Origin of the sequence: Bradyrhizobium sp. CCBAU 51745 (assembly GCF_028128715.1) — a bacterium.
GTDB classification, from domain to species: Bacteria; Pseudomonadota; Alphaproteobacteria; order Rhizobiales; family Xanthobacteraceae; genus Bradyrhizobium; species Bradyrhizobium manausense.
On the sequence record NZ_LBJP01000004.1, the window covers coordinates 129,850 to 152,904 of the forward strand.

The following is a 23,055-nucleotide window of genomic DNA, read 5'->3' on the forward strand; positions in this document are numbered from 1 at the left end:
TCGGTAACGGCAGCCCATGGATTACTTCGCCCAGCAGCTCATCAACGGCCTCGTGCTCGGTTCCATCTACGGTCTGATCGCGATCGGCTACACGATGGTCTACGGCATCGTCGGCATGATCAATTTCGCCCATGGCGACATCTTCATGATCGGCGGCTTCATCGCACTGATCACTTTCCTGCTCCTGGTCTCGCTCGGTCTGACTGCGATCCCGCTGATCCTGCTGCTCGTCCTGCTGGTCGCGATGGCGGTCACCGCACTCTATGGCTGGACGGTCGAGCGCATCGCTTATCGGCCGCTGCGGCACTCCTTCCGGCTCGCACCGATGCTGTCGGCGATCGGCATGTCCTTCGTGCTGACGAACTATTCGCAAGTCGCGCAGGGCGCCCGCGTCAAGCCCGTGCCGCCGATCATCACGGGCGGCTACACGCTGCATGAAGGCGCCGAGGGGTTTGCGGTGCAGCTCTCCAACATGCAGATCATGGTCGTGCTGGTCACCATCGTGCTGCTGGCCATGTTCACCTGGCTCGTCTCGCGGACACGGCTCGGCCGCGACATGCGGGCCTGCGAGCAGGACCAGACCATGGCGGCGCTGCTCGGCGTCGACGTCGATCGAACCATTTCCATGACTTTCGTGATCGGCGCGGCGCTCGCCTCGGTCGCGGGTATGATGTACCTGCTCTATTACGGCCAGGTCGATTTCAACATGGGCTTCGTCGCGGGCATCAAGGCCTTCACCGCGGCCGTGCTGGGCGGCATCGGCTCGCTGCCCGGCGCGGTGCTGGGCGGGCTCGCGATCGGCCTGATCGAGACCTTCTGGTCGGCCTATTTCTCGGTGGAGTACAAGGACGTCGCCGCCTTCTCGATCCTGATCATCGTCCTGATCTTCATGCCGACCGGCTTGCTTGGCCGGCCCGAAGTCGAAAAAGTCTGACGGGCCCTCGCGTGACAGCTCTTTCAACCGAAACTATGCAGGCCAGCCGCACGGCGGGCATTCCGTTCATTCTGAAAAAAGCTTTCCTCAGCGCATGCGTTGCGCTGGTGCTATTCTCGCTGATGATCGGCATCCGCACTGAGGCCGGTCCCGACGGGCAGCTGACCTGGTGGACGCGTTTCGGCGATCTCGCCTCCATCGTCGGCCTCGTGTTCGGCGGCTCCATCATCATTGAGCTGCTGCGGCAATGGCTCGGACCGATCGGCGCGGAAAAGCTCGTGCCAGCGCCGGTCCAGCGCGGCCTGTCACTGGCGGGCCGCTTCCTGGGTCCGGCTCTGCTCGTCTTCACCCTGCTCGTGCCCGTCATCTTCTACAATCAGCGCTATATCCTCGACCTCGCCATCCTCGTGCTCACCTATGTGATGCTCGGCTGGGGCCTGAACGTCGTGGTCGGGCTCGCCGGCCTGCTCGACCTCGGCTATGTCGCCTTCTACGCGGTGGGTGCCTATTCCTATGCGCTGCTTGCCACCAATTTCGGCTGGTCGTTCTGGGTCTGCCTGCCGCTCGCCGGCATGCTCGCCGCGATCTGGGGGGTCATGCTCGGCTTTCCGGTGCTGCGGCTGCGCGGCGACTATCTCGCCATCGTGACCCTCGCTTTTGGCGAGATCATCCGGCTCGTCATCCTCAACTGGCAGAGTCTGACCGGCGGACCCAACGGCGTATCCGGCATTCCCCGCCCCACCTTGTTCGGCATTCCGCTCGACAACAGCGATGACGGGCTCGCCGCCAAGCTCGGTATCGACTACTCGCCGACCCATCGCATTGTCTTCCTGTTCTATCTGATCCTGGCGCTCGCGCTGCTCACCAACTGGGTGACGATCCGCCTGCGGCGCCTGCCGATCGGCCGCGCCTGGGAAGCGCTGCGCGAGGACGAGGTCGCCTGCCGTGCGCTCGGCATCAACACCACGACCACCAAGCTCACGGCCTTCGCCACCGGCGCGATGTTCGGCGGCTTTGCCGGTGCGTTCTTCGCAACACGCCAGGGCTTCATCAGCCCGGAATCCTTCACCTTCCAGGAATCGGCGCTGGTGCTCGCCATCGTCGTGCTCGGCGGCATGGGCTCGCAGCTCGGCGTCGCGCTCGCCGCCCTCACCATGATCGGCGGCTTCGAGCTGTTCCGCGGCCTCGAGACCTACCGCATGCTGGTGTTCGGCATGGCGATGGTGCTGATCATGATCTGGCGGCCGCGCGGCATCATCGGCCATCGCGCGCCGACCGTATATCTGACCAAGGCGCAGGCGATCTCCTCCGACCTCGTCAAGGAGGGCCACGGATGAGCGGCGAACCAATTCTCAGCGTCGACGGGCTCACCATGCGCTTCGGCGGCATCGTCGCCGTGCACGACCTGTCGTTTGCAGCCGAACGGAAGCAGATCACCGCGCTGATCGGACCGAACGGCGCGGGCAAGACCACGGTCTTCAACTGCATCACGGGCTTCTACAAGCCGACCGGCGGTACCATTCGTCTCACCCAGGACGACGGCAGGCAGACCGCGCTGGAGCGGCTGAACGATTTCCGCATCGCCAAGCAGGCCAAGGTCGCGCGCACCTTCCAGAACATCCGCCTGTTTCCCGGCATGACGGCACTCGAGAACCTGATGGTGGCGCAGCACAACACCTTGATGCTCGCATCGGGCTTCACGGTTCTCGGCCTGATCGGCGTCCCCACCTATCGCGACGCCGAAAAGCGCGCGATCGCGCTCGCGACCGACTGGCTCAAACGGATCAATCTGCTCGACCGCGCCGACGATGCCGCAGGCAACCTCGCCTATGGCGACCAGCGCCGGCTCGAGATCGCGCGCGCGATGTGCACCGAGCCCGCCCTGCTTTGCCTGGACGAACCCGCCGCCGGCCTCAATGCACGCGAGAGCGCCGCGCTGAGCGAGCTGTTGCAGTCGATCCGCGGCGAGCTCGGCACCTCGATCCTGCTCATCGAGCACGATATGTCGGTGGTGATGGAGATCTCGGACCACATCGTGGTGATGGACCATGGCGTGAAGATCGCGCAAGGAACGCCGCGGGAGGTGCGCGACGACCCGAAGGTGATCGCCGCCTATCTTGGCACCGACGAGGAAGAGGCTGCGGCCGTGATGGAGAGCGGATCGTGACGGCTGCCACCCCCTTGCTCGCGATCCGCGGCTTGCGCGCCGCCTACGGCAAGATCGAGGCTCTCAAGGGCGTCGATGTCGAGATCAATGCCGGCGAGATCGTCGCGCTGATCGGCGCCAACGGCGCCGGCAAGTCGACGCTGATGATGACGATCTTCGGCAAGCCGCGCGCCCGCGCCGGCCAGATCCTGTTCGACGGCAAGGACATCTCCGCTGTCCCCACCCATCAGATCGCGCATTTGCGCATTGCTCAGTCGCCGGAGGGCCGCCGCATCTTCCCGCGCATGAGCGTCGCGGAAAACCTGCAGATGGGCGCGGACGTCACCGACAGCACGGAGGCGGAGCGGGAAAGCACCCGGGAGCGCGTGTTCGCACTGTTCCCCCGGTTGAAGGAACGCGTCATGCAGCGCGGCGGAACCCTGTCGGGCGGCGAGCAGCAGATGCTGGCGATCGGCCGGGCGCTGATGAGCCGCCCGCGCCTGCTGCTGCTCGATGAACCCTCGCTGGGGCTCGCGCCCCTCATCGCGCGGCAGATCTTCGATGCGATCCGCGCCCTGAACCGCCAGGACGGCCTGACGGTCCTCATCGTCGAGCAGAACGCCAACCATGCACTGAAACTCGCCCACCGCGGCTATGTCATGGTCAACGGCCTGATCACCCTGGCCGGGACCGGCGCCGAGTTGCTGCAGCGCCCCGAGATTCGCGCGGCCTACCTGGAAGGCGGCCGGCACGCCTGACGGCCTTGGCGTGCGGCCGAATATGGCGAGATATCTTTGCAATTGCCCGTATTTTGCCGGTGACTTCTCGAAAAATTCATTGAACAATGGCGCCGGTTTGAACCGGGCTTGCCCGGCAACTCCCACAGACGATCACCCGCGAGGTATCTCATGAAATCACTGAAACTCATCGGTCTGGCATTCGGCGCTTCCGTTGCGCTGTCAACGGCGGCGTTCGCAGACGACCTCACCATTGCAGTCGCGGGCCCGATGACCGGCACCGAATCCGCCTTCGGCCGCCAGATGAAGAACGGCGCCGACCTGGCGGTGGCCGACCTCAATGCCGCCGGCGGCGTTGCCGGCAAGAAGCTGGTCCTCGATGCCGAGGACGATGCCTGCGATCCCAAGCAGGCCCGCTCTGTTGCCGAAAAGATCGCGGGCGCGAAGATCCCGTTCGTCGCCGGCCACTTCTGCTCGTCGTCGTCGATCCCGGCTTCGGAAGCCTATGCCGACGGTAACGTCCTCCAGATCACGCCCGCCTCGACCAACCCGCTTTTCACCGAGCGCAAGCTCTGGAACGTGGCGCGCGTCTGCGGCCGGGACGATCAACAGGGCCTGATCGCCGCGCAGTACATCGCGAAGAACTTCAAGGGCAAGAACGTCGCGATTCTCAACGACAAGACCACCTACGGCAAGGGTCTGGCGGATGAGACCAAGAAGGCGCTCAACAAGGCCGGCATCACCGAGAAGCTCAATGAGTCCTACAACAAGGGCGACAAGGACTTCAACGCGATCGTCTCGCGCCTGAAGAAGGAGAACATCGACCTCGTCTATGTCGGCGGCTATCATCAGGAGGCGGGCCTGATCCTGCGCCAGATGCGCGACCAGGGCATGAAGACGGTCCTGATGTCGGGCGACGCGCTGGCCGACAAGGAATACGCCTCGATCACGGGCCCGGCCGGCGAAGGCACGCTGTTCACCTTCGGTCCCGATCCGCGCAACAAGCCGACCGCGAAGAAGATCGTCGAGGCCTTCAAGGCCAAGGGCATCGATCCGGAAGGTTACACGCTCTACACCTATGCCGCGATGCAGGTCTGGTCGCAGGCGGTCAAGAAGGCCGGCACCACCGATGCCAAGAAGGTCATGGAGACCATCAAGGCCGGCAAGTGGGATACGGTGCTTGGGCCTCTCGAATATGACGCCAAGGGCGACATCAAGCAGATCGACTATGTCGTCTACAAGTGGGACGCCAAGGGCGGCTACGCCGAGCTCAACGCCCACGGCACCTAAGACAGGTCGCCTGATCTTTTAACCAGCTTGACGTCAACGCCCCGGCTCGCCGGGGCGTTTTGTTTTCGCAAGCCGGTCAAACGGCAGCAGACAATTCGCCGCCAGCCGCTGTCTGCGCCTTCCGGAGCGCTTGCAGCAGATCGTTCGGCCGAAACGGCTTTTGCACGCAGATCACGCCGGCGAGACCCGGCGCCTCACGGATGAAATCCAGTGTCGTCATCCCCGATACCGCCACAATCGGAAATCCGGGAACACGCTCGCGAATAGCCGCCATGACCTCGATACCGCTGATGTCGGTCAGGAAGATGTCGACAATGGCCGCGTCGAAAACCTCTTCGCCAAAGGCCTTGAGGCCAGCCACACCGCTCTCGGCTTCAACTACGTCAAATTGGTTGACCCGAAGGACGATCGAGACCATGGCGCGGACGTCCTTCTGGTCATCCACAACAAGGACACGGGGCATGGGAACAACTCCCGGATTCGCATCATTAATTGGTTTCAATTCAAACGGCGACGTACGGCAAGGTAGTATGAGCCCGTCAAGTAAAGCCAACCTTACCGATTTCCTATTCCGATTCCCCGTCCGAGTTAAGTAAGCTGTAACCCTCGGTTGAGTCGTGGGCATATCCCCTCGGGACACGCGCCCAGAGCGGGTTACCATGGAGGCCAAGGCCGAGACGCCAGGCCAGTACCCGAGGCGGCCGGCCGATGAAGTCACGTGGACTACCCATGCCGTCCCTGCGAGAGGTCAACGTGCACGCCAGAAACGACCGAAGCACATTCCTTTCAACCTTGCCGGCCATGCAGAGCGATCGCACTGCAGCGTTGGCGATCGTCGGGATCTCCGCGATCCTGTTCGCACTGGCTGTCCCCTTCGCGGCGACTCCCCTGGTCCAGATGCCGGCCTTCGTGGCCAGCTACCAGTCGGCGCTGGCCGTCAGCGATATCATTACCGCTGTTCTGCTGCTGTCGCAATTCTCGGTCCTGCGCAGCCGCGCGTTGCTGCTGCTGTCAATAGGGTATCTGTTCACCGCAGCGGCGGCGGTGACACACGCCCTCACCTTCCCCGGACTGTTCGCGCCGACGGGATTGCTGGGCGCCGGCACCCAGACCACGGTCTGGCTCTACATGATCTGGCACGGCGGATTCCCGTTGTTCGTGCTGGCCTATGGCTGGTTGAAGGACGGCAACGGCGGCAACAAGATCGAGGGACCGACGCAGCGGTCGATCGTGGTCGCCGTGCTCGGCGTCATTGTCGCGATGATCGTCATCGGTTGGTTCGTCACGGCGCGGCACGATTTGCTGCCGGTCCTGCTGAGGGACGGCCGCTACACCACCACCATGATCGGCGTGGTGTCTTTTGTCTGGTCCTTGAGCTTCGCGGCGCTGATCACGCTCTGGCTCCGCAGGCCGCATACGGTGATCGACATCTGGCTGATGGTCACGATGTGCGCCTGGCTGTTCGACATCGCGCTGTCGGCGATCGTCAATGTCGCCCGCTACGACCTCGGCTTCTACGCCGGCCGCATCTACGGCCTATTCGCCGCGAGCTTCGTGCTCGCCGTGCTCCTGATCGAGAACGTCCGCCTGCAGGCGAGCACGATAGGCCTTGTCGGCCGGCTGCGCGAGCAATCGGCCTTCGAGCGCGACTATTACGGCAAGCGTCTCGCGCTCTATGGCGCCGTGGTCGAATCCTCCAACGATGCCATCATCACCGAATCGCTCGACGGCCGCATCACGGGCTGGAACAGAGCTGCCGAGCGTCTGTTCGGCTATTCAGCCAACGAAGCCATCGGCCGATCGATTGATCTCGTGGTGCCGGAGGACCGTAGGGCCGAAGCCAGGGGTCTTCTCAACCGCATCAGCAGCAACGAGTCGATCGCCCAGCACGAGACCGTTCGCATCCGCAAGGACGGCCGGCAGATCGACGTCGTCCTGAACGTCTCGCCGCTGCGATCCGACAATGGCGAGATCATCGGCGCCTCCAAGATTGCCCACGACATCACCGAGGAGAAGCAGGCGCGGGAGAAGCTGCGCCGCGAGATCGAGGAGCGCGAGCGCATCTTCGAGACCTCGCAGGACCTGATCCTGGTCACCGACGGGTACGGTAATTTCATCCAGGTCAGCCCGAGCGTGAAGGACATTCTCGGCTTCAACCCGGAGGACATGATCGGGCACAGCGCGATCGAATTCATCCATCCCGACGATCTGGACAGGACGCGCGAAGAGATGCGCGCTGCGCGGCGCGGTCAGACCAAGCGTAGCTTCGAGGCGCGCTATTACCACTATGACGGGCACGAGGTCTCGCTGAACTGGGTCGGAAACTGGTCGGAGCCCGTCAAGCGCCATTTCTTCATCGGCCGCGACCTCACCGACAAGCAAGCCGCAGAAGCCCAGCTGCGGCAGGTCCAGAAGATGGATTCCATCGGCCAGCTGACCGGCGGCGTCGCCCACGACTTCAACAACGTGCTCACCGTCATCACCGGCACGATCGGCATTTTGTCGGACGCGGTCGCCGACCGGCCCGAGCTTGCCGCCATCACCAAGCTGATCGACGACGCTGCCGAGCGCGGTGCGCAGCTGACCAAGCATCTGCTCGCCTTCGCCCGCAAACAGCCGCTCCAGCCCCGCGAGATCGACGTCAATGCGCTGGTGCTGGAGGCCGCAAAGCTGCTGCATCCGACGCTCGGCGAGCAGATCACGATCATGCCGCAGCTCACCGAAGACGCCTGGCCTACTCTGGTCGATCCAGGCCAGCTTTCGACTGCGATCCTCAATCTCGCCCTGAACGCGCGCGACGCCATGCCCGACGGCGGCACCCTGGTGCTGGAGACCCGCAACATCTTCCTCGACGACGGCTATGCCAGCATGAATCCCGATGTCGTCGCCGGCAATTACGTGATGATCGCGGTCAGCGACACCGGCTCGGGCATTCCGGCCGCGCTGCTCGAGCGGGTGTTCGATCCGTTCTTCACCACCAAGGAGGTCGGCAAGGGCACAGGCCTTGGCCTCAGCATGGTGTTCGGCTTCGTCAAGCAGTCCGGCGGCCACATCAATATCTACAGCGAGGAAGGCCACGGCACGAGCGTGAAGATCTACCTGCCGCGGTCCACCGGCATGCAGGAGACCGAGTACGAACAGCCTCAGAACGTGCCCATCACCGGCGGTAACGAGAAGGTCCTGATCGTCGAGGACGACGCGCTGGTGCGGCAATATGTCGTGACCCAGGTCAAGAGCCTCGGCTATGCCGCGCTCGAGGCGGCCAACGCCGCCGAAGCCCTCGTCATCATCGATGCCGACAAGGACATCGACCTGCTCTTCACCGACATCATCATGCCCGGCAACATGAACGGCCGCCAGCTCGCCGATGAGGCGACACGGCGGCGACCGCAGCTGAAGACGCTGTTCACCTCGGGCTACACGGAAAACGCCATCGTCCATCACGGCCGGCTCGATTCCGGCGTGCTGCTGCTGGCCAAGCCTTACCGCAAGTCGGAGCTCGCCAAGATGCTCAGGACCGCGCTGGCGAGTTGAGCCCGCCGCTCGCGTACGCTATCGCTGGGACCGTGCCAGCCGCATGGGAGTGCCGTCCTTGAAAAACCTGCTCACCGATATTGCCGGCGTCCGCGTCGGTCATGCCGATGACGCAAAACTTGCCTCGGGCGCAACGGCCATCGTGTTCGATCAGCCGGCGGTCGCGGCGATCGACATCCGCGGCGGCGGACCCGGCACGCGCGAGGACGCGCTGCTTGGCCTTGCCAATACCGTCGAGCGCGTCGACGCGATCGCGCTGTCCGGCGGCTCTGCCTTCGGCATCGAGACCGGCGGCGGCATCCAGGCCTGGCTTGCCGAGCAGGGCCGCGGCTTCCGCGTCCGCGAGGCCCTGATCCCGATCGTGCCGGGCGCCATCCTGTTCGATCTGCTCAACGGCGGCGACAAGGCCTGGGGCCGCTTCGCGCCCTATCGCGATCTCGGCTATGCCGCAGCCGCCTCAGCCGGGAGCGAGTTTGCGCTCGGCAGCGTCGGGGCCGGCTTTGGCGCCACCACAGCGACGTTCAAGGGCGGCCTCGGCTCGGCATCCGCCGTGACCAGCAGCGGCGTCAAGGTCGCGGCGCTCATCGCCGTCAACGCGGTCGGCAGCGCCACCGTCGGCGACGGACCCTGGTTCTGGGCGGCGCCGTTCGAGCTTGGCGGCGAGTTCGGTGGCCGCGGATTGCCCGACAAGTTCACCGACGACATGCTCAAGCTGCGCATCAAGGGCGGCCCCGCCGCAACCGAGCGCGAGAACACCACGATCGGCGCCGTCGTCACCGATGCAGTGCTGAGCAAGCCCCAGGCCAAGCGGTTGGCGATGATTGCGCATACCGGCTTTGCGCGTGCGATCTATCCGGTGCATGCGCCGACCGATGGTGACGTGCTGCTCGCCGCCGCAACCTGCGCAAAGCCGATTGATCCGATCGTCGGCCTCACCGAGCTCGGCATGGTCGCCGCCAATGTGGTTGCCCGCGCCATCGCCCGCGGCGTCTACAACGCGACCGCGCTGCCGTTCCCGGGCGCGCAGCCCGCGTGGAAGGATCGGTTCGGAGTGTAACGAGAGCGCCTCTCTCCCCACGTCGGGTGTCATCGCCCGGCGAAGACCGGGCGATCCATTATTCCAAAGATGATTGCGATTGAAATGAGAGGCCGCGGCGTACTGGATGCCCCGGTCCCGGCTCCGCTAGGCTACGCCGGGCCTGCAAGGAGCTCGGCCGGCGAAGCTTCAGCGAAGACGGCAAGCCGGGGCATGACAGCGGATGCGCCCCTTACACGCTCATGGACATCGACGAAGCCGCGGAACCGGCCGCGGTCTGGGTCTGGCGCTGCATCATCTGGCCGAACCAGTCATAGGGCGAATTGGCGCTGGAGGCGCCCGGCACCACTGTCGTCATCTTGAAACCGTCAGCATAGGTGACGGTTGTGGTGGTCGAGCCGTCGGCGGCGGTCGTGGTGGTCGAGGTCGACCCGCCGCTCGGCGATGACGAGGAATCCGAGCCGTTGCGCGACGCACCGCCCGAGCCGCTCGGCGCGTGCGCATCGTGGTGGCCGCCATGATGGCCGGCGCCCTTCAGCGCCTTGGACATCTCGTCCAGGCTGACGCTGCCGTCCGAATTGGTATCGAGCTTGGAGAACACGTCGTCGGCCTGCGCCAGATTGGTGCCGCCGGCGCCGAGCGCGTTCTCGAACTCCGATTGGGTGATCTTGCCGTCGCCATTGGCGTCGATCTGCGAGAACAGGTCCTTCAGCGCTGCGTCGCGGCTGCTCGAAGTCGCGTTGCCCGTGCTGGCGGTCTGGTCCGTCGACTGGCTTTGCGCGGCGAACAGCGCATTCATCGTCTCCGGCGAGATCTGCGGATAATAGCCAGGATTCGCCGACGGAGCTGCACTGCTTGACGTGCTGCTGGTGCTGCTGTCGATCGCGAATGGGTTGGCCGCGCCTTGCGACGAGCCAGTCTGCTGCGTCGAGGACGATTTCGAGCTCGTCAGCGATTGAATGGCATCAAGCGCAGTCGCGACGGCACCAAGCGCAAACAACATTGCACAACTCCAAACCATGCGGCATGCCGCGGCCAATGTTCTGGCCGTGAGGTCAGCAAGCGACGTGCCAGCGCGAAAAGCTCAATGAAATCCATATCCGCCGGGCCTTGCGGGGTGCGGGACCATCGGCAATTCATGCCCGCTGGCGGCAGAAATTTCCGCCCACAGGAAGCTCAACCTCCCTGCATTGCCCGGCCGGGAGGCCCATGTTAGGCGAGGCCAACAGCCCCCATGCCGCCCCGGGAAACAGCGCCATGACCCAAGCCTTCGCCCCCCGCCCCCTGGCCATCGCGCCCTCGATCCTGGCCTCGGATTTCTCGAAGCTCGGCGAGGAGGTCCGCGCGGTGGATGCTGCCGGCGCCGACTGGATCCATCTCGACGTGATGGACGGGCACTTCGTGCCCAACATCTCCTACGGCCCTGACGTCATCAAGGCGATGCGCCCGCACACCAGGAAGGTGTTCGATGCGCATCTGATGATCTCGCCCTGCGATCCCTATCTGGAGGCCTTCGCCAAGGCCGGCTGTGACCACATCACCGTGCATGCCGAGGCAGGTCCGCATTTGCACCGCTCGCTCCAGGCCATTCGGGCGCTCGGCAAGAAGGCGGGCGTCTCGCTCAATCCGGGCACGCCGATCAGCGTGCTCGAATACGTGCTCGACCTGGTCGATCTCGTGCTGGTGATGTCGGTCAATCCCGGTTTCGGCGGCCAGGCCTTCATCCCCTCCGCCATCGGCAAGATCCGCGACATTCGCGCGATGACGGCGGGGCGTCCGATCGATATCGAGGTCGATGGCGGTGTCGGCCCCGATGTCGCCGGCGCGCTTGCGGCCGCCGGCGCCAACGCCTTCGTCGCCGGCACGTCCGTGTTCAAGGGCGGCACGCAGGATGCGTACAAGAACAATATTGCAGCGATCCGCAACGCGGCACTCGCGGCGCGCGGCGAGGCGATCTGACCGGCGCTACGCCGGCAAAACTGCGGCCTTTACGGGCATTGCGACGCGCAATGACTAAAATTGCAACCTAAATCCGTACTCCTCCGGACTTCCCTGATTCGTGCAAATCATCGCTAGTGATTCCTGCCTGATTTGACAGGAGCACATCATGACGACGACCCTGGTTTGGACTGGCGTGGCGTTGTGGATCGGTTTTTGTGCGTTCGTTGTGTTCGGCCCATCGGCCGGACCGGTGCAGGTCCCGGCGCGTTCGACCCGCATCATCGGTCGCCGCCGCTATCCGGGCTGACGCCATGCAGATCGCCCTCGTGAAGCGTCAGCCGAAACGCAGGTGCCGCATCCCGCGCCGCCCGCATCCGAACCTCGACTATTTCTTCGGTCGGCTCGAACGCACCGAAGGCAACATGCGCGACGATCCGGGCGCCGAGACTGTAGACCTGGACCACTCGTTCCGGTCACCGCGCCGGCATTGAAATCCTTTTCTGGACTCAACCAATGAAACCGCACTGCCCGAACTGCCTGAAGGAAATGACCAAGGCGTCCGCGTCGCGTAACCTCTTCAACTGCGAGCCCTGCCGCGAGATCATTCAGTACTTCGGCGGCAGCGCGGATCACGGCGAGGCCGGCCCGCACTTCACCTGGCCGATCCGTCGCAAGCGTTCGATGCACACCGCGCACGCGGCGTGAATCTTTCCTAGCCCCACACCACGCCGGCGTCCGGTTTGGCAACAGCCATGCGCGGCGGCCGCACCACGGTGACGGTGCAGGTCGCCTCCGCCGCCACCTTGGCCGAGACGCTGCCAAGCAGCGTGCGCCTGAACGAGCTCTGCCGCGCGCCGATGACGACATGGTCGACCTGGTTGACCTCGGCGAATTCCAGCAGCGCCGTGGCGGGATCGACCGCCTCCAGCACGTGAACCGACAGCCGGCTTTCATCCAGCTTCAGCGGCGTCGCCCAATGCCGGAGCGCGACCAGGCGGTCGATATGCTTGTTGGAGCCCTGGTCGTCCAGCGTCTTGTCGATGGCGATGCGGTTGAGCTTCAGCACATTGACGCAGGCAAGCCGCGCTGACGGCAGCGTCGCGAGAATGCGCTCCGTGGTCACACGCAGCGCCTCGTTCAGCTCCGGCTCACCTTCCACCGTGTCAAGCGCGACTGCGAGGATCGGGCTCGAGGCAATCTGCTCGGCAACATCCGCCTTCGCCCGCGGCTGCATGGCGTCCTGGTTGAACCGGCGCCGCCAGGCCACGCTCAAGGGATCGCGCTTGATCCGCTCCGAACGCGCGGTCAGCCTGACCTGGTTCGGATGCGCGAGATCGAAGGCGAGCTGGGTCGCGGTCGGGTAGCGCCGGACCGGCTCGATCTCGAGACACCGCAGCACCACTTCCTGGAGCCAGGGCGGATAGTCGGCGCGCAAGCTCCGCGGCGGATGCGGATCGCGCCACAGCCTCCGCCGCATCGCGCGCAGTGTCTCGCCCTCGCCGAACGGACGTTCGCCGGTCGTGAAGAAGTACAGCAGCACACCGAGCGAAAACAGGTCGCTACGCGGATCGTCGCGCACGCCCAGCAGCCGTTCCGGCGCCATGTAGGGCGCTGTGCCATAAGGCAGACGAAACTCCGCCTGCAGCAGGTCGGGCAGATGATCGTGGTGCGACAGGCCGTAATCGATCAGCACTGCCTCGCCGCTCTCGCGGAACATGACGCTGCTTGGCTTGATGTCGTGATGGATCACGCTCTGCCGATGCAGATCGGCGAGCGCAGCCGCGATCTTGGCAACCAGCAACCGCGCCTCCTCGTAAGGTAGCGGCAGATCGGGCAGCCGCTTGTAGAGCGTTGTGCCCGGAATGCGCTCGATCACGGCATAGGCCTGGCGGGCAAAATCGCCGGTGCCATAGCAGTGCGGCACGTGCGGGCCGGCCAGCCGCGGCAGGATCATCATCTCCATCTCGAACGAAACGATTGCCGCGGGGTCCTCGCCTTCCGACGCCCGCGGGACCTTCATCAGCAGCGGCACCTCGATGCCGGGACGGGTGACGGTCCACAGCGTCGCCATGCCGCCGGCATGGACGCATTCGCCGATCGTGTAGCCGTCGATGACAGCGCCTGATTTGACCAGGGATTTGGGCATCGGCCTCTAGCGCCCCTGCGACAGCCGATCGGCGAGCCAGGGCGGCAGGCCGTTCTCGCGGATCTTGCTTGCCGCGCTCGCGATGTCATAGGGCACACGGCAATAGGTGATCTGGCACGAGACCGTGTCGAACAGCACGAAAGATGCCGACGGATCGCCATCGCGCGGCTGGCCGACCGAGCCGAGCACGGCGAGCCATTGCCGGCCGCGCAGGAGCTGCACCGGCACATCGGTCTTGGGCACGAAGCTCGTCATCTTCGCCGTCACCGACATCGAATAGAGCGCGGGCCGATGAATGTGGCCGCAGAACGTGACGTGAGCCGGCGTTGCGATCAGGCTCCTGGCGGCATCCGCCGTCGAGCGGACATAATGCCAGCGCTTGGGGCTCGAGGCTTCCGAATGCACGAACAGCCGATCGCTGTCGTCCACCAGCATCGGCAGTTCGGCCAGGAACCGCCGCTGTGCCGCATCGAGCCGCCCGCGCGTCCACTCGATCGCGATCTGCGCCTCGTTGTTCATGTTCTCGGTGGTGGTGTTGACGGCTTCGTCATGATTGCCGCGCACGGCGACGGCACCATGGGCGACCAGATCCATGGCGGTGTCCACGACCCATTCCGGGTCGGCGCCATAGCCGACGAAATCGCCGAGCAGGATGAACCGCTCCGCAGCCCTGGCGCGGGCCACCTTCAGGCACGCCTCGAACGCCTGCCGGTTGCCGTGGATATCCGAGAAGACAGCGAGAAGCACGCACCCTCCACCCTCAATAGTCTTATTTTAAGCCGATAAAGCCAATTTGAGGGAGGTCAACAAGATGCGCCAGCGCAAGGCGGTTGACCAGCGCCACGCGGCCGCAATGGTGAAGAGCCTATTGCTCGTCCTTGGGCGGCATCCGAGGTGGCGGCAACGGCGTGAAGACGGCGCCTTGCGCGCCTGATGGCGGGGCATTGAACTCCCCGGTCGAGGAATCGCCGCCGCTGGTCTCGAGGATGGCCTTGGGCGTCACATACTCCCTGATCATGTCGACCAGGCTGCCCTCGCCGCCGCCAAAGTCCGCCGCACGCCCGCCCTGCGGATGGCCCGCCGCGATCTCGTTCTCCGCCGCATGGGTCTTGTCGGCCAGGGTGTCGTTATAGGGGACGCGGAAGGCCCGTGGAATGCCGCTCGGACGATGATCCGCATCGAGTTCCTCCACCCACAGATAGATCGAGCCGGGATCGCCCTCCAGCGAATGCGGCTCGACGATCCGCGCCGCCAGCAGCTTGAAGGACGCAGGGAGCCTGTCCGTGCTGGCCCAGCCGAGCAACCCGCGCATGTCCGTGAAGCTGACGACGTAGAAGGCACTGGTCACGACGACGGCGACCGCCTTCAGCGACCAGTGCAGCCGCGCATAGACCAGCACGACCAGCAGCAGCGCGCCGATCACGGCATAGGCGACCGACAGCGAGAGGATGACCGTCTGCTGATTACTCACGGCGCACCCTTACCCGCGTGTTCGGGTCGATATCGGCGCCATTGCGCCAGGTGCTGCGGAAGGTCTCCATCAGCGATTTCGGCCGCTGGCTCACATCGATAACCTTGCCCTCGGCATCGAGCCGGAACCGCACCGCGGTCTTCTCGTCACCGGTGTGGTCGAGCGTGAACTTGTTGTCGAAGACCACCTGCGCGGTCGGATTGAGCTTCTGCACCTTCACATTGGCCGTGACGGGCTCGCCGGTCGTGGCGACGAAATGCGAGACGTTGACGGTGTATTCGCCGGGGACGATGCCGCGCAGCGTGACGATCTCCTCACGGATGGGGGAAGCGATCTTCTTACCATTGACCATGATGAAGTCGTTGGCCCCGCCCCGGTCGTCGCGGTCGAGCGTGAGGAAGCCGGCCTCCCGGTGGCGATACCAGGCGATGTTGCCGGCGGGATCCTGCACGAACAGGTCGAGATCGTCAGGATGATTGTCCGGCCAGTCCAGCGTGATCATGAACTCGGCCTTGGAGTCGATCTTGCCATCCTTGGCATCGGGCGAGACCGCAAGCAGCGCGAGGAAGAACAGGAAGGCGACCACCTGAAGCGCCTTGAACAGCATCACGCCCAGGGGATCGAACGGCTCCTCGCGCGGATAGAGGCCGAAATCATCCATCATGACGGCGTTCCAGCACCTTTACGCTCGAGAACCGGCGTCACATAGGTCTCGGTCAGCACCACCGCATCCGAGAACACCCGCTGGGTCGCGGCATCGAGCATGTAGTACTGGATCCGGACCAGGATGGAGCCGACGAGGCCCGCGAGCGTCGTGTACATCGCGACCGCCATGCCGTCGCTCATCAGTCCCATCGAGGAGCGCATCGCGACCTTGTCGGCGGCGTCCAGTCCCGCGATCGGCGCCAGCATGATGATGAAGCCGATGATGGTGCCGAGCAGGCCGAGCTTCATCAGCGTGTCGGAGACGAACGCACCGAACCCGTTGGAGCCGCGCAGGCGGTCCGCGAGCGTCCGCAGCAGCAGCGTCTGGTCGACCGGACGGTAATCCTGCGCCGCCGCTTTCGTCACCAGGCTTTCGATGTGATCGCGCACCAGCCCGCGCGGCAGCGCGGTGGCGCGCGCACCGAGCACCTTGCTGCCCTCGGGCGCCGCCAGCACCGCGCGGCAGCGCCGGGCCGCCGCACCTTCACGGGCAATCGCTCGCGTGCGCAGGAAGCAGTGACCGCAGGTGACGAGATAGAGCGCCGCGATCACGCTCGAAATGTAGGTCCGGTCTGATGTGAGCATCAGATGGATCAGGCCGAAACGCCACAGCAGCACCACGGCGAAGATCGACAGTCCCGTGAAGATCATCCAGAACAGCAGAGCGCTGCGCTCGGATGGGTCGGCAGTCGAGGGCGCGATCGGTCCAATCGTCATCGAACTCATGCTGCACGCTCCTCACCTTGCAGGGATTGGCCTGCGATGTTTCCACCCCGATCAAATCAAAGCCGCCGCTGCAGGTCCAAAGAGCGATGCCCAATCGGGCTTGGGAAATTTGCCCGAGCTGCAATCGGGCCCAATCCCTGCAATTGGCAAGACGCGGCGGCGTTGTTAGGCTGAGCTTATCAAACTTTGGGGTGATCGCATGCGCCTCGTGCTTCAGACGGTCCAGAACTACCACTATCTGATCAGGACCAAGACCGGCGCGCGCACGGACGCGCAGCTGGTGCGGCTTGCCGCGGCTTGCGAGTTGACGCGGATTTAGCAGCGGCCCTGCCGCAATGCCTCGAATGAGATGAAATTTCTCATTCTGCCAAGCGGATAGGAACGGAGGCTATTGTGTTCCAGTTAGCAGGGTGAAGGAGTAGAAGTCATGAGTAAGGGTCACCACAAGGCAGTCGCCCATCCCCCCGTCATCACGGTAGGCGATCTCATCGACGAACTCTGCCGCCTCCCCGATACCGCCGTGGTCCACTTCCGCTGTCCTGCCCTCGATCAGGAACTGGCATTCGAGCGCCTTCGAAAGCGATCGAAGGACGACGTCGAAATCGCGATCAGCGCCTATCCGGAGAGTCCACCGGTCGTCCCATCGTCCGACGGCGCTTTCCGCGCACGTACGTCCACGCCATCGGTCCGCAATGGCGTCGTTCTCAACAAGGTTAGAAGTTGATGGGACGGCGCGTGTATCGAACGGCCACCGCGGTCTAGCAGGCCTTCAACCCGCGCAGCAGCAGCGCGAGGGTGGCGTCCACGCGCGCCGGCAGATCGGCATCCTTCCACTCGTCGGCATGGGCTGGATGATGGAAGCGGCAGGTCGCGTCGAACAGCGCGCGCGCCGCCGTCTTGACGTCGTCCACGGCGAACTCGCCCTGCTTGACACCGTCGGCCAGTATCGCCGCGATCTGGTCGATCATGGTGTCCTTGTGGCACTTGACGGCCGCGCACGCCTCGCGCGCCAGCGTCAGATAGGTCTCGAACATCTCGGGGTCGTCGAGCACACGCGAGCGCTTGGCCGCGAACAGGGTACGCAGCCAGCGGTCGAGCCTGTCGGGCGCCGGCCCCTGCTCATTGGCGATCGCCAGCAGCGGCGCGTCGATCCGGTCGAGCCAGCGTTTGGCGACGGCCTCGCGCAGCGAAGCCTTGCTCGGGAAGTGGCGATAGACGCTGCCGTGGCTCACATCGAGCGCACGGGCAACGTCGACCACGGTGGCCTTGGCAAGTCCGTAGCGCCGCAAGACATCCTCGGTCACTTCGAGGATCCGCTCCGGCGTCAAGACAACAGCTTCGTTCATGCCAGCACCATGTTCCCGTTCAGGGTCCAGTTCCCCGGCGAAGGATGCTTACCGAAGCGCCCTTGACCGGTCGTTTCGGAAAGCTCTCGCCTTAATGAGGCAGTTTTGCAGCTTGCGCCGCGATCTGGCGCGCAACCAGCAAATTGAGCCAATGCCCAATCGTGCCGGTGAAGTTGATGATTTCGGTCGTCATTGTCGTAAGTCTCCATTCGTCCGCGGTTCCCACCCCAAAATGACGCGCCTCGATCCGCAGGCATTTCGGACCTCAGGCTCCGGGAGGGATGGCCGCGGGACGCCCAATCGGAGCGTCCGGGAACGGATATACATGTCTCGCTGACAGATTTCAATATCTGTCAGTCAATGATCCGTGATTGACAGTTAATTTTTGAGACGGGATCTGCCTTTCGCCCGGGCCTCGTGGCGGGCTACGCTGCGCCCATTCGCCCTACCGAGAAAAACGGACCCGACGCCCATGCCCATCGTCAACCGCATCGCCGCCCTCTCCGACGAAATGGCCGCCTGGCGCCATGACTTTCACGAGAACCCGGAGTTGCTTTACGAGGTCCACCGCACGGCCGGCATCGTCGCCGACAAATTGCGCGAGTTCGGCTGCGACGAGGTGGTGACGGGCATCGGCCGCACCGGGGTCGTCGGCGTGATCCGTGGTCGCAAGTCCGCCTCAGGCAAGGCCATCGGCCTGCGCGCCGACATGGACGCGCTGCCGATCATGGAAACCGCCGAGGTGCCCTACGCCTCGAAGATCCCGGGCAAGATGCACGCCTGCGGTCACGACGGCCACACCGCGATGCTGCTGGGCGCGGCAAAGTACCTCGCCGAGACGCGCAATTTCGACGGCACCGCGGTCATGATCTTCCAGCCCGCCGAGGAAGGCGGCGGCGGCGGCAAGGCCATGGTCGAGGACGGGCTGATGACGCGCTGGAACATCGACCAGGTCTACGGCATGCACAACATGCCGGGTCTCGCCGAAGGCCATTTCGCCACCACGCCGGGCCCGATGCTGGCCTCCTCCGACAACATCCAGATCACCGTGCGCGGCAAGGGCGGCCATGCCGGCGCCACCCCGCACCAGGCCATCGACAGCGTCCTGATCGGCTCGCAGATCGTGGGCGCGCTGCAATCGATCGTCGCGCGCAACGTCAATCCGCTGCAGTCGGCGGTGGTCTCGATCACGCAATTCCACGCCGGCACCGCTTTCAACATCATCCCGGAGACCGCCGAGCTCTGCGGCACCGTGCGCTCGCTCGATCCTGAGGTGCGCGATCTCATCGAGCGCCGGATCGGCGAAGTCGCCGACAGCGTCGCCCGCGCCTTTGGCGGCTCGGCGGAGACGAAGTACACGCGGATGTATCCGGTGACCTTCAATCATGCGCGTGAAGCCGGCGTCGCCGCCGACGTCGCCCGTGACATCGTCGGCGCCGAGCGCGTCAACGACCGCATCATCCCGATGATGGGGGCAGAAGACTTCTCCTTCATGCTGGAAGAGCGCCCCGGCGCCATGGTGCTGGTGGGCATGGGCGAGAGCCCTGCGTGCCACCACCCGGCCTACGTCTTCAACGACAACATCCTCGGCCACGGCGCCTCATTCTGGGTGCGCCTGATTGAAACCGCGATGCCGGCGTAAAACGTCTGCCGCGTGGGCGAGGCTACGCCTGTACCACCTCGTGCCGCATCACGAACGGCGCGAGCAGCGTGTGCACCTCGCCGGCGACGATGTCGCGCTGGTCGGCCGGCAAGCCCGTCAGTGTCACCGTCGCGATCGAGCCGTGGCTGCCATGGGCGCCGACTTTCACCTTGCAGTCGATACCGCGCTCGACGAGTGGCCGCAGCACGTTGGTGAACACGCGCTGCGCCGCGTCCCAGCGCAATTGTGGCTTGAAGACCTTGCCGACGCCGGTCACCGGCATCGGGTCGATCGGAATGACCTGGACCGGAACGGCGGCGCGCTCCGGCGTGCGCTCGCGCACCCACGCTTCGAGCTCGCCCGGCTCGACGGACGCGCCGGGCTTCAACTGCACGTAACCGACCGGCAGCTCGCCGGCATAGGCATCGGGCTGACCGACCACCGCGGCAAAGCCGACGGCGGGATGGCGGAACATGATCTCCTCGATCGGAGCCGGATCGATATTGTGACCGCCGCGGATGACGAGGTCCTTGGCGCGCCCGGTGATCCAGAGATAGCCGGCGGCGTCCAACCGGCCGAGGTCGCCGGAATTGACCCAGACCTTGTCGACAAAGGCGCCCTTGTTGTGGGCCTCATTGAGATAGCCGCCGAACACGCCGGGACCGGCCATGATGACGACGCCGATCTCGTCCACCTTGCAGTCGCGGATCAAATTGCCGTCGGCATCCAGCTGCACAATACGCACGCGGGAATACGGCATGGGAAGGCCGACCGAGCCGAGCCGGATCGGCCGTGACGGATAGGCCAGCGTATGCACGCTCGAGGTCTCTGTCATGCCGTAGACTTCGACGACCGGCAGCTTGAGTTTTTCCTGGATCGCAGATCCCACCGCGACAGGGATCGCCGAGCCGCCGCCGGCGGCATATTTCAAACTGGAGATGTCGGCATTTCCCGGCGGCACCGCGAGTGTTGCGGCGAGCACCGTCGGCACGCTGGACAGGGCCTCAGGCCTGAAGCGCTCGACCAGGCCCCAGATATTCTTCACGGCGTTGGGATTACGCCAGCCGCTCGGCGACAGCACGACCAGCGAGCCGCCGGCTGACAGTGTTCCGAGGACCTGCGTCAGTGATCCGCCGACATGAAACAGCGGCATGCCAAACAGCAGGTTGGCGCCGGGCTTCGCTTTCAGCAGCAGGTTCAGCGCCCAGGCCTGATAGACCTGGTTGGCATGGGTGTGCCGCACCAGCTTTGGCGTGCCTGTCGTGCCGCCGGTGTGGAAATAGGCGGCGATGTCGCTGCCGAGAATCTTGCGCCCGCTGACAAGCCGGTCCGCCGGCTGCTGCTTGACCAGATCGTTGAACGCAAAGATGCCCTTGTCCGGATCGCCGCCGCCAGCCACCTGCACGATCGCCTTGAGGTGCTTGAGCTGCGGGCGGATCTGCTCGACCTTCTGCCAGATGTCGGTGCCCGGCATCGGCCCAAGCACCACCAGGATCTTCGTGTTCGCCGCTTCCAGGATTTCCGCGATCTGATGCGGCTCGAGCAGCGGGTTGACGGGATTGGCGATGCCCGCGGCTTCGGCCCCGAACAGCGTCACGAAGGCATCGGGCAGCAGCGGCAACATGAACGAGATCACATCGCCCTTCTCCGCACCGAGCGCGTGAAACATGTTGGCCGCCTGCGTGACCCGCGCGATGAAATCGCGGTAGGTGACCACGACAGCCGTGTCGGCAGGATCGGCATTTTGCAGAAACTGGATCACCGCGCCGTCGGGGTTGCGTGCGGCCCCAAGCCTGATGGCGTCATAGGTGCTCTCGGCCGCGACCCGGTCGGCATAAGGGACCTGCTCGAAGGCCCGGACCTCCTCGTCCGTCAAGAACTCCGGATAGTTGTCGCCAATAAGCCGATCGAGCGTGTGGATGCCCGCCATGGAATTCCGTCCTCCCTCAGGTCGTCCCTCGCCGCCTGTCTTTTGACATTTCGTGCGGCGGGTCCTCCCGACCGATTGGCCGGCCGGGCGGGACTACAATGATGGATGATTTGGCGTTCGTCCATTGCCGACCGGCTACGGCGATAGACCTCGCCCGAGCGGCTTTTGAACCTTCCTGGCCGATCCAGGTACCAAGATCAGGCACTGGACTCTTCTGCCAGCGTCCCGCCGATGGACTTGAGGTGATGATGACCACGCCCCTGCGGGACCGCGCCACACGGCTGATCCTCGCCTTCGCCTTGGCCTCGATGATCGTCCTGCCGCGCGCAGCGCTCGCCGATAGCCAGCTCGACAAGATGCGCGCCAAGCTCGCGGCCTTCGTCGTCGACAAGATGGAAAAGCTGGGCGGGTCTCGGATCATCTACAAGGTGGACGGCGACGGCCTGCGCGAGAGCGTTGTCACCGATCTGCGCGACGACGTCTACAAGGCCTTGCACGACGGCCATATCGCCTTCTCCAATCTCGCGATCCGTGACGGTGGCGTCGATGTGAAGATCGCCGACGCCAAGGCACGCGACCAGCTTGCGCGCAAGCTCGCCGCTGCCGCGGACGGACTGCCGTCGCATGCCATTTCCGTGACCGACGGTGGCGACGGAGCGGTCCGGCTCGCGCCGACCGATGCCGCATCCGCGGCACGGCTGCATGAGCTCGTCGAAGATTCCATCGCCATGATCGAGCAGCGTCTCAAGGACACCGGCATCAAGCTTGTCAGCGCCGTCCCCGACGGGACTGACCGTATTCGCATCTTCCTGCCCGGCGTCACCGATCCCGAGCACATCACCGCGATCTTCGCCCGGAGGGTCAAGGTCAGCCTCCGCCAGGTCGATGTATCGATGCCTCCGGAGCAGGCGCAATCCGGCAAGCCGCCCGAGGGCACGGAGGTCTTGCTCGGGTTCAAGGACAAGCGGCCCTATTTGGTCGCCAAGGAAAGCACGCTCGACGGCGAGGACATCAGCGATGCCGCGCCAAGCTTCGCCCCCGGGACGAAGGATCCGGTTGTCTCCTTCCGCTTCAACGGACGCGGCACGCGGCGTTTTGCCCATCTCACGGAAGAGAATATCGGCAAGCCCATCGCCATCGCGCTTGACGACACGGTGATCTCCGCCCCCGTGATCCGCGAGCCCATCACCGGCGGCTCGGTTCAGATCTCGGGCAATTTCACCCTGGAGGAGGCCAACAGCGTCGCCATGCAGCTGCGTGCCGGCTCGCTGCCCGGGCACCTGACCCTCGTCGAGCAGCAGGTCGTCCAGCCTGGCGTCAAGCCGTAGGCCCACCTTCTGTCCTTTTTGGCGCCCAGCGCCACTTCCGGACGCTGAAGTCCACCGGGGCCGTCCCCGAATCACGGGGCGGCCGGACCATGCGCGCAACGAACGGGCAATTGCCGAAACGACGGTTCGGGCTAAAATTTGCC

23 protein-coding genes and 1 pseudogene are annotated in these 23,055 nt (G+C 64.8%); 15 read left to right on the plus strand and 9 right to left on the minus strand.

All coding sequences use genetic code 11. From position 1 onward, the window contains the following. The first annotated feature begins 16 nt into the window (after nucleotides 1-16). From XH98_RS05815 to XH98_RS05835, 5 genes are all read left to right on the plus strand, one after another. Entirely contained in the window at nucleotides 17-934 is a 918-nt protein-coding gene (locus tag XH98_RS05815) for an ABC transporter permease subunit (protein WP_057748888.1), read from the plus strand. 11 nt (nucleotides 935-945) lie between these two features. Next, a complete protein-coding gene (gene livM / locus XH98_RS05820) occupies nucleotides 946-2,271 on the plus strand; it encodes a high-affinity branched-chain amino acid ABC transporter permease LivM (protein ID WP_057748891.1) in 1,326 nt (441 codons plus the stop codon). Beyond that, nucleotides 2,268-3,101 (plus strand): ABC transporter ATP-binding protein, encoded by an 834-nt coding sequence (locus XH98_RS05825; protein WP_057748894.1) that lies wholly within the window; start codon nucleotides 2,268-2,270, stop codon nucleotides 3,099-3,101. Before livM ends, XH98_RS05825 begins: the two co-directional genes overlap by 4 nt. After that, nucleotides 3,098-3,838, plus strand: coding sequence for an ABC transporter ATP-binding protein (locus tag XH98_RS05830; protein ID WP_057748898.1), 741 nt, complete (start codon nucleotides 3,098-3,100; stop codon nucleotides 3,836-3,838). The genes XH98_RS05825 and XH98_RS05830 overlap by 4 nt, the downstream gene beginning before the upstream one ends. 150 nt (nucleotides 3,839-3,988) lie before the next feature. Continuing rightward, entirely contained in the window at nucleotides 3,989-5,107 is a 1,119-nt protein-coding gene (locus tag XH98_RS05835; protein WP_271597055.1) for a branched-chain amino acid ABC transporter substrate-binding protein, read from the plus strand. Nucleotides 5,108-5,183: 76 nt separating this feature from the next. Here the strand turns inward: XH98_RS05835 and XH98_RS05840 are convergent, their stop codons facing one another. Next, on the minus strand, nucleotides 5,184-5,570 hold the full coding sequence (locus XH98_RS05840) for a response regulator (RefSeq protein ID WP_271597126.1): 387 nt from the start codon (nucleotides 5,568-5,570) through the stop codon (nucleotides 5,184-5,186). Nucleotides 5,571-5,836: 266 nt separating this feature from the next. Between XH98_RS05840 and XH98_RS05845 the strand changes: the two genes are divergently transcribed. Together XH98_RS05845 and XH98_RS05850 are read left to right on the plus strand one after the other, a co-directional pair. After that, the gene (locus XH98_RS05845) at nucleotides 5,837-8,641 is read left to right on the plus strand and encodes a PAS domain S-box protein (RefSeq protein ID WP_271597056.1); all 2,805 of its coding nucleotides are present in this window, start codon (nucleotides 5,837-5,839) and stop codon (nucleotides 8,639-8,641) included. A gap of 58 nt (nucleotides 8,642-8,699) precedes the next feature. After that, nucleotides 8,700-9,698, plus strand: coding sequence for a P1 family peptidase (locus XH98_RS05850; RefSeq protein WP_271618058.1), 999 nt, complete (start codon nucleotides 8,700-8,702; stop codon nucleotides 9,696-9,698). 211 nt (nucleotides 9,699-9,909) lie between these two features. On the opposite strand, the gene XH98_RS05855 is transcribed toward XH98_RS05850, so the two are convergent. After that, a complete protein-coding gene (locus XH98_RS05855) occupies nucleotides 9,910-10,680 on the minus strand; it encodes an EF-hand domain-containing protein (RefSeq protein WP_271618059.1) in 771 nt (256 codons plus the stop codon). A gap of 254 nt (nucleotides 10,681-10,934) precedes the next feature. On the opposite strand from XH98_RS05855, the gene rpe reads away from it, so the two are divergent. The 4 genes from rpe (at nucleotide 10,935) to XH98_RS05875 (ending at nucleotide 12,323) form a co-directional block, all read left to right on the plus strand. Continuing rightward, a complete protein-coding gene (gene rpe / locus XH98_RS05860; protein WP_271618060.1) occupies nucleotides 10,935-11,636 on the plus strand; it encodes a ribulose-phosphate 3-epimerase in 702 nt (233 codons plus the stop codon). A gap of 148 nt (nucleotides 11,637-11,784) precedes the next feature. Further along, nucleotides 11,785-11,925 (plus strand): hypothetical protein, encoded by a 141-nt coding sequence (locus tag XH98_RS05865; protein WP_271597060.1) that lies wholly within the window; start codon nucleotides 11,785-11,787, stop codon nucleotides 11,923-11,925. Nucleotides 11,926-11,929: 4 nt separating this feature from the next. Next, entirely contained in the window at nucleotides 11,930-12,109 is a 180-nt protein-coding gene (locus XH98_RS05870) for a hypothetical protein (protein ID WP_271597061.1), read from the plus strand. A gap of 22 nt (nucleotides 12,110-12,131) precedes the next feature. Beyond that, nucleotides 12,132-12,323: a hypothetical protein gene (locus tag XH98_RS05875; protein ID WP_057748915.1), complete on the plus strand. Its 192-nt coding sequence runs from the start codon at nucleotides 12,132-12,134 to the stop codon at nucleotides 12,321-12,323. Nucleotides 12,324-12,330: 7 nt separating this feature from the next. On the opposite strand, the gene XH98_RS05880 is transcribed toward XH98_RS05875, so the two are convergent. From XH98_RS05880 to XH98_RS05900, 5 genes are all read right to left on the minus strand, one after another. After that, complete coding sequence (locus XH98_RS05880) at nucleotides 12,331-13,764, minus strand: serine/threonine protein kinase (protein ID WP_271597062.1); 1,434 nt, start codon at nucleotides 13,762-13,764, stop codon at nucleotides 12,331-12,333. Nucleotides 13,765-13,770: 6 nt separating this feature from the next. Further along, on the minus strand, nucleotides 13,771-14,511 hold the full coding sequence (locus XH98_RS05885) for a metallophosphoesterase family protein (RefSeq protein ID WP_057748922.1): 741 nt from the start codon (nucleotides 14,509-14,511) through the stop codon (nucleotides 13,771-13,773). 118 nt (nucleotides 14,512-14,629) lie between these two features. Continuing rightward, on the minus strand, nucleotides 14,630-15,235 hold the full coding sequence (locus XH98_RS05890) for a hypothetical protein (protein ID WP_271597063.1): 606 nt from the start codon (nucleotides 15,233-15,235) through the stop codon (nucleotides 14,630-14,632). After that, entirely contained in the window at nucleotides 15,228-15,899 is a 672-nt protein-coding gene (locus XH98_RS05895; RefSeq protein WP_057748927.1) for a hypothetical protein, read from the minus strand. The genes XH98_RS05890 and XH98_RS05895 overlap by 8 nt, the downstream gene beginning before the upstream one ends. Then, nucleotides 15,896-16,666 carry a MotA/TolQ/ExbB proton channel family protein gene (locus XH98_RS05900; RefSeq protein WP_271618061.1) on the minus strand — a complete coding sequence of 257 codons (771 nt, stop codon included), beginning with the start codon at nucleotides 16,664-16,666 and terminating at the stop codon, nucleotides 15,896-15,898. The genes XH98_RS05895 and XH98_RS05900 overlap by 4 nt, the downstream gene beginning before the upstream one ends. A 211-nt stretch (nucleotides 16,667-16,877) precedes the next feature. Here XH98_RS05900 and XH98_RS05905 point away from each other — a divergent pair. Continuing rightward, nucleotides 16,878-16,985: pseudogene (locus XH98_RS05905) on the plus strand (DNA-binding response regulator); the annotation flags it as partial. Nucleotides 16,986-17,093: 108 nt separating this feature from the next. Continuing rightward, entirely contained in the window at nucleotides 17,094-17,390 is a 297-nt protein-coding gene (locus XH98_RS05910) for a hypothetical protein (protein WP_271597066.1), read from the plus strand. A 34-nt stretch (nucleotides 17,391-17,424) separates the two neighbouring features. Here the strand turns inward: XH98_RS05910 and XH98_RS05915 are convergent, their stop codons facing one another. Beyond that, nucleotides 17,425-18,012: a TetR family transcriptional regulator gene (locus tag XH98_RS05915; RefSeq protein WP_271618062.1), complete on the minus strand. Its 588-nt coding sequence runs from the start codon at nucleotides 18,010-18,012 to the stop codon at nucleotides 17,425-17,427. 472 nt (nucleotides 18,013-18,484) lie between these two features. Between XH98_RS05915 and XH98_RS05920 the strand changes: the two genes are divergently transcribed. Continuing rightward, nucleotides 18,485-19,654 (plus strand): M20 aminoacylase family protein, encoded by a 1,170-nt coding sequence (locus tag XH98_RS05920; protein ID WP_271618063.1) that lies wholly within the window; start codon nucleotides 18,485-18,487, stop codon nucleotides 19,652-19,654. A gap of 22 nt (nucleotides 19,655-19,676) precedes the next feature. Here XH98_RS05920 and XH98_RS05925 read toward each other — a convergent pair whose 3' ends face one another. Continuing rightward, entirely contained in the window at nucleotides 19,677-21,584 is a 1,908-nt protein-coding gene (locus XH98_RS05925) for an acyl-CoA synthetase (RefSeq protein WP_271618064.1), read from the minus strand. 248 nt (nucleotides 21,585-21,832) lie between these two features. On the opposite strand from XH98_RS05925, the gene XH98_RS05930 reads away from it, so the two are divergent. Further along, on the plus strand, nucleotides 21,833-22,912 hold the full coding sequence (locus XH98_RS05930) for a SecDF P1 head subdomain-containing protein (protein ID WP_271618065.1): 1,080 nt from the start codon (nucleotides 21,833-21,835) through the stop codon (nucleotides 22,910-22,912). The last annotated feature ends 143 nt before the right edge of the window (nucleotides 22,913-23,055 follow it).

What these genes read in the sequence shown, in the direction of transcription:
- XH98_RS05930 (WP_271618065.1), top strand. Translation starts at nt 21,833, where the DNA reads ATGACCACGCCCCTGCGGGACCGCGCCACACGGCTGATCCTCGCCTTC.
- XH98_RS05835 (WP_271597055.1), top strand. Translation starts at nt 3,989, where the DNA reads ATGAAATCACTGAAACTCATCGGTCTGGCATTCGGCGCTTCCGTTGCG.
- XH98_RS05855 (WP_271618059.1), bottom strand. Translation starts at nt 10,680, where the DNA reads ATGTTGTTTGCGCTTGGTGCCGTCGCGACTGCGCTTGATGCCATTCAA.
- XH98_RS05925 (WP_271618064.1), bottom strand. Translation starts at nt 21,584, where the DNA reads ATGGCGGGCATCCACACGCTCGATCGGCTTATTGGCGACAACTATCCG.
- XH98_RS05845 (WP_271597056.1), top strand. Translation starts at nt 5,837, where the DNA reads ATGCCGTCCCTGCGAGAGGTCAACGTGCACGCCAGAAACGACCGAAGC.
- XH98_RS05865 (WP_271597060.1), top strand. Translation starts at nt 11,785, where the DNA reads ATGACGACGACCCTGGTTTGGACTGGCGTGGCGTTGTGGATCGGTTTT.
- XH98_RS05900 (WP_271618061.1), bottom strand. Translation starts at nt 16,666, where the DNA reads ATGAGTTCGATGACGATTGGACCGATCGCGCCCTCGACTGCCGACCCA.
- rpe (WP_271618060.1), top strand. Translation starts at nt 10,935, where the DNA reads ATGACCCAAGCCTTCGCCCCCCGCCCCCTGGCCATCGCGCCCTCGATC.
- XH98_RS05895 (WP_057748927.1), bottom strand. Translation starts at nt 15,899, where the DNA reads ATGATGGATGATTTCGGCCTCTATCCGCGCGAGGAGCCGTTCGATCCC.
- XH98_RS05875 (WP_057748915.1), top strand. Translation starts at nt 12,132, where the DNA reads ATGAAACCGCACTGCCCGAACTGCCTGAAGGAAATGACCAAGGCGTCC.
- XH98_RS05870 (WP_271597061.1), top strand. Translation starts at nt 11,930, where the DNA reads ATGCAGATCGCCCTCGTGAAGCGTCAGCCGAAACGCAGGTGCCGCATC.
- XH98_RS05840 (WP_271597126.1), bottom strand. Translation starts at nt 5,570, where the DNA reads ATGCCCCGTGTCCTTGTTGTGGATGACCAGAAGGACGTCCGCGCCATG.
- XH98_RS05825 (WP_057748894.1), top strand. Translation starts at nt 2,268, where the DNA reads ATGAGCGGCGAACCAATTCTCAGCGTCGACGGGCTCACCATGCGCTTC.
- XH98_RS05910 (WP_271597066.1), top strand. Translation starts at nt 17,094, where the DNA reads ATGAGTAAGGGTCACCACAAGGCAGTCGCCCATCCCCCCGTCATCACG.
- XH98_RS05915 (WP_271618062.1), bottom strand. Translation starts at nt 18,012, where the DNA reads ATGAACGAAGCTGTTGTCTTGACGCCGGAGCGGATCCTCGAAGTGACC.
- XH98_RS05920 (WP_271618063.1), top strand. Translation starts at nt 18,485, where the DNA reads ATGCCCATCGTCAACCGCATCGCCGCCCTCTCCGACGAAATGGCCGCC.
- XH98_RS05815 (WP_057748888.1), top strand. Translation starts at nt 17, where the DNA reads ATGGATTACTTCGCCCAGCAGCTCATCAACGGCCTCGTGCTCGGTTCC.
- XH98_RS05880 (WP_271597062.1), bottom strand. Translation starts at nt 13,764, where the DNA reads ATGCCCAAATCCCTGGTCAAATCAGGCGCTGTCATCGACGGCTACACG.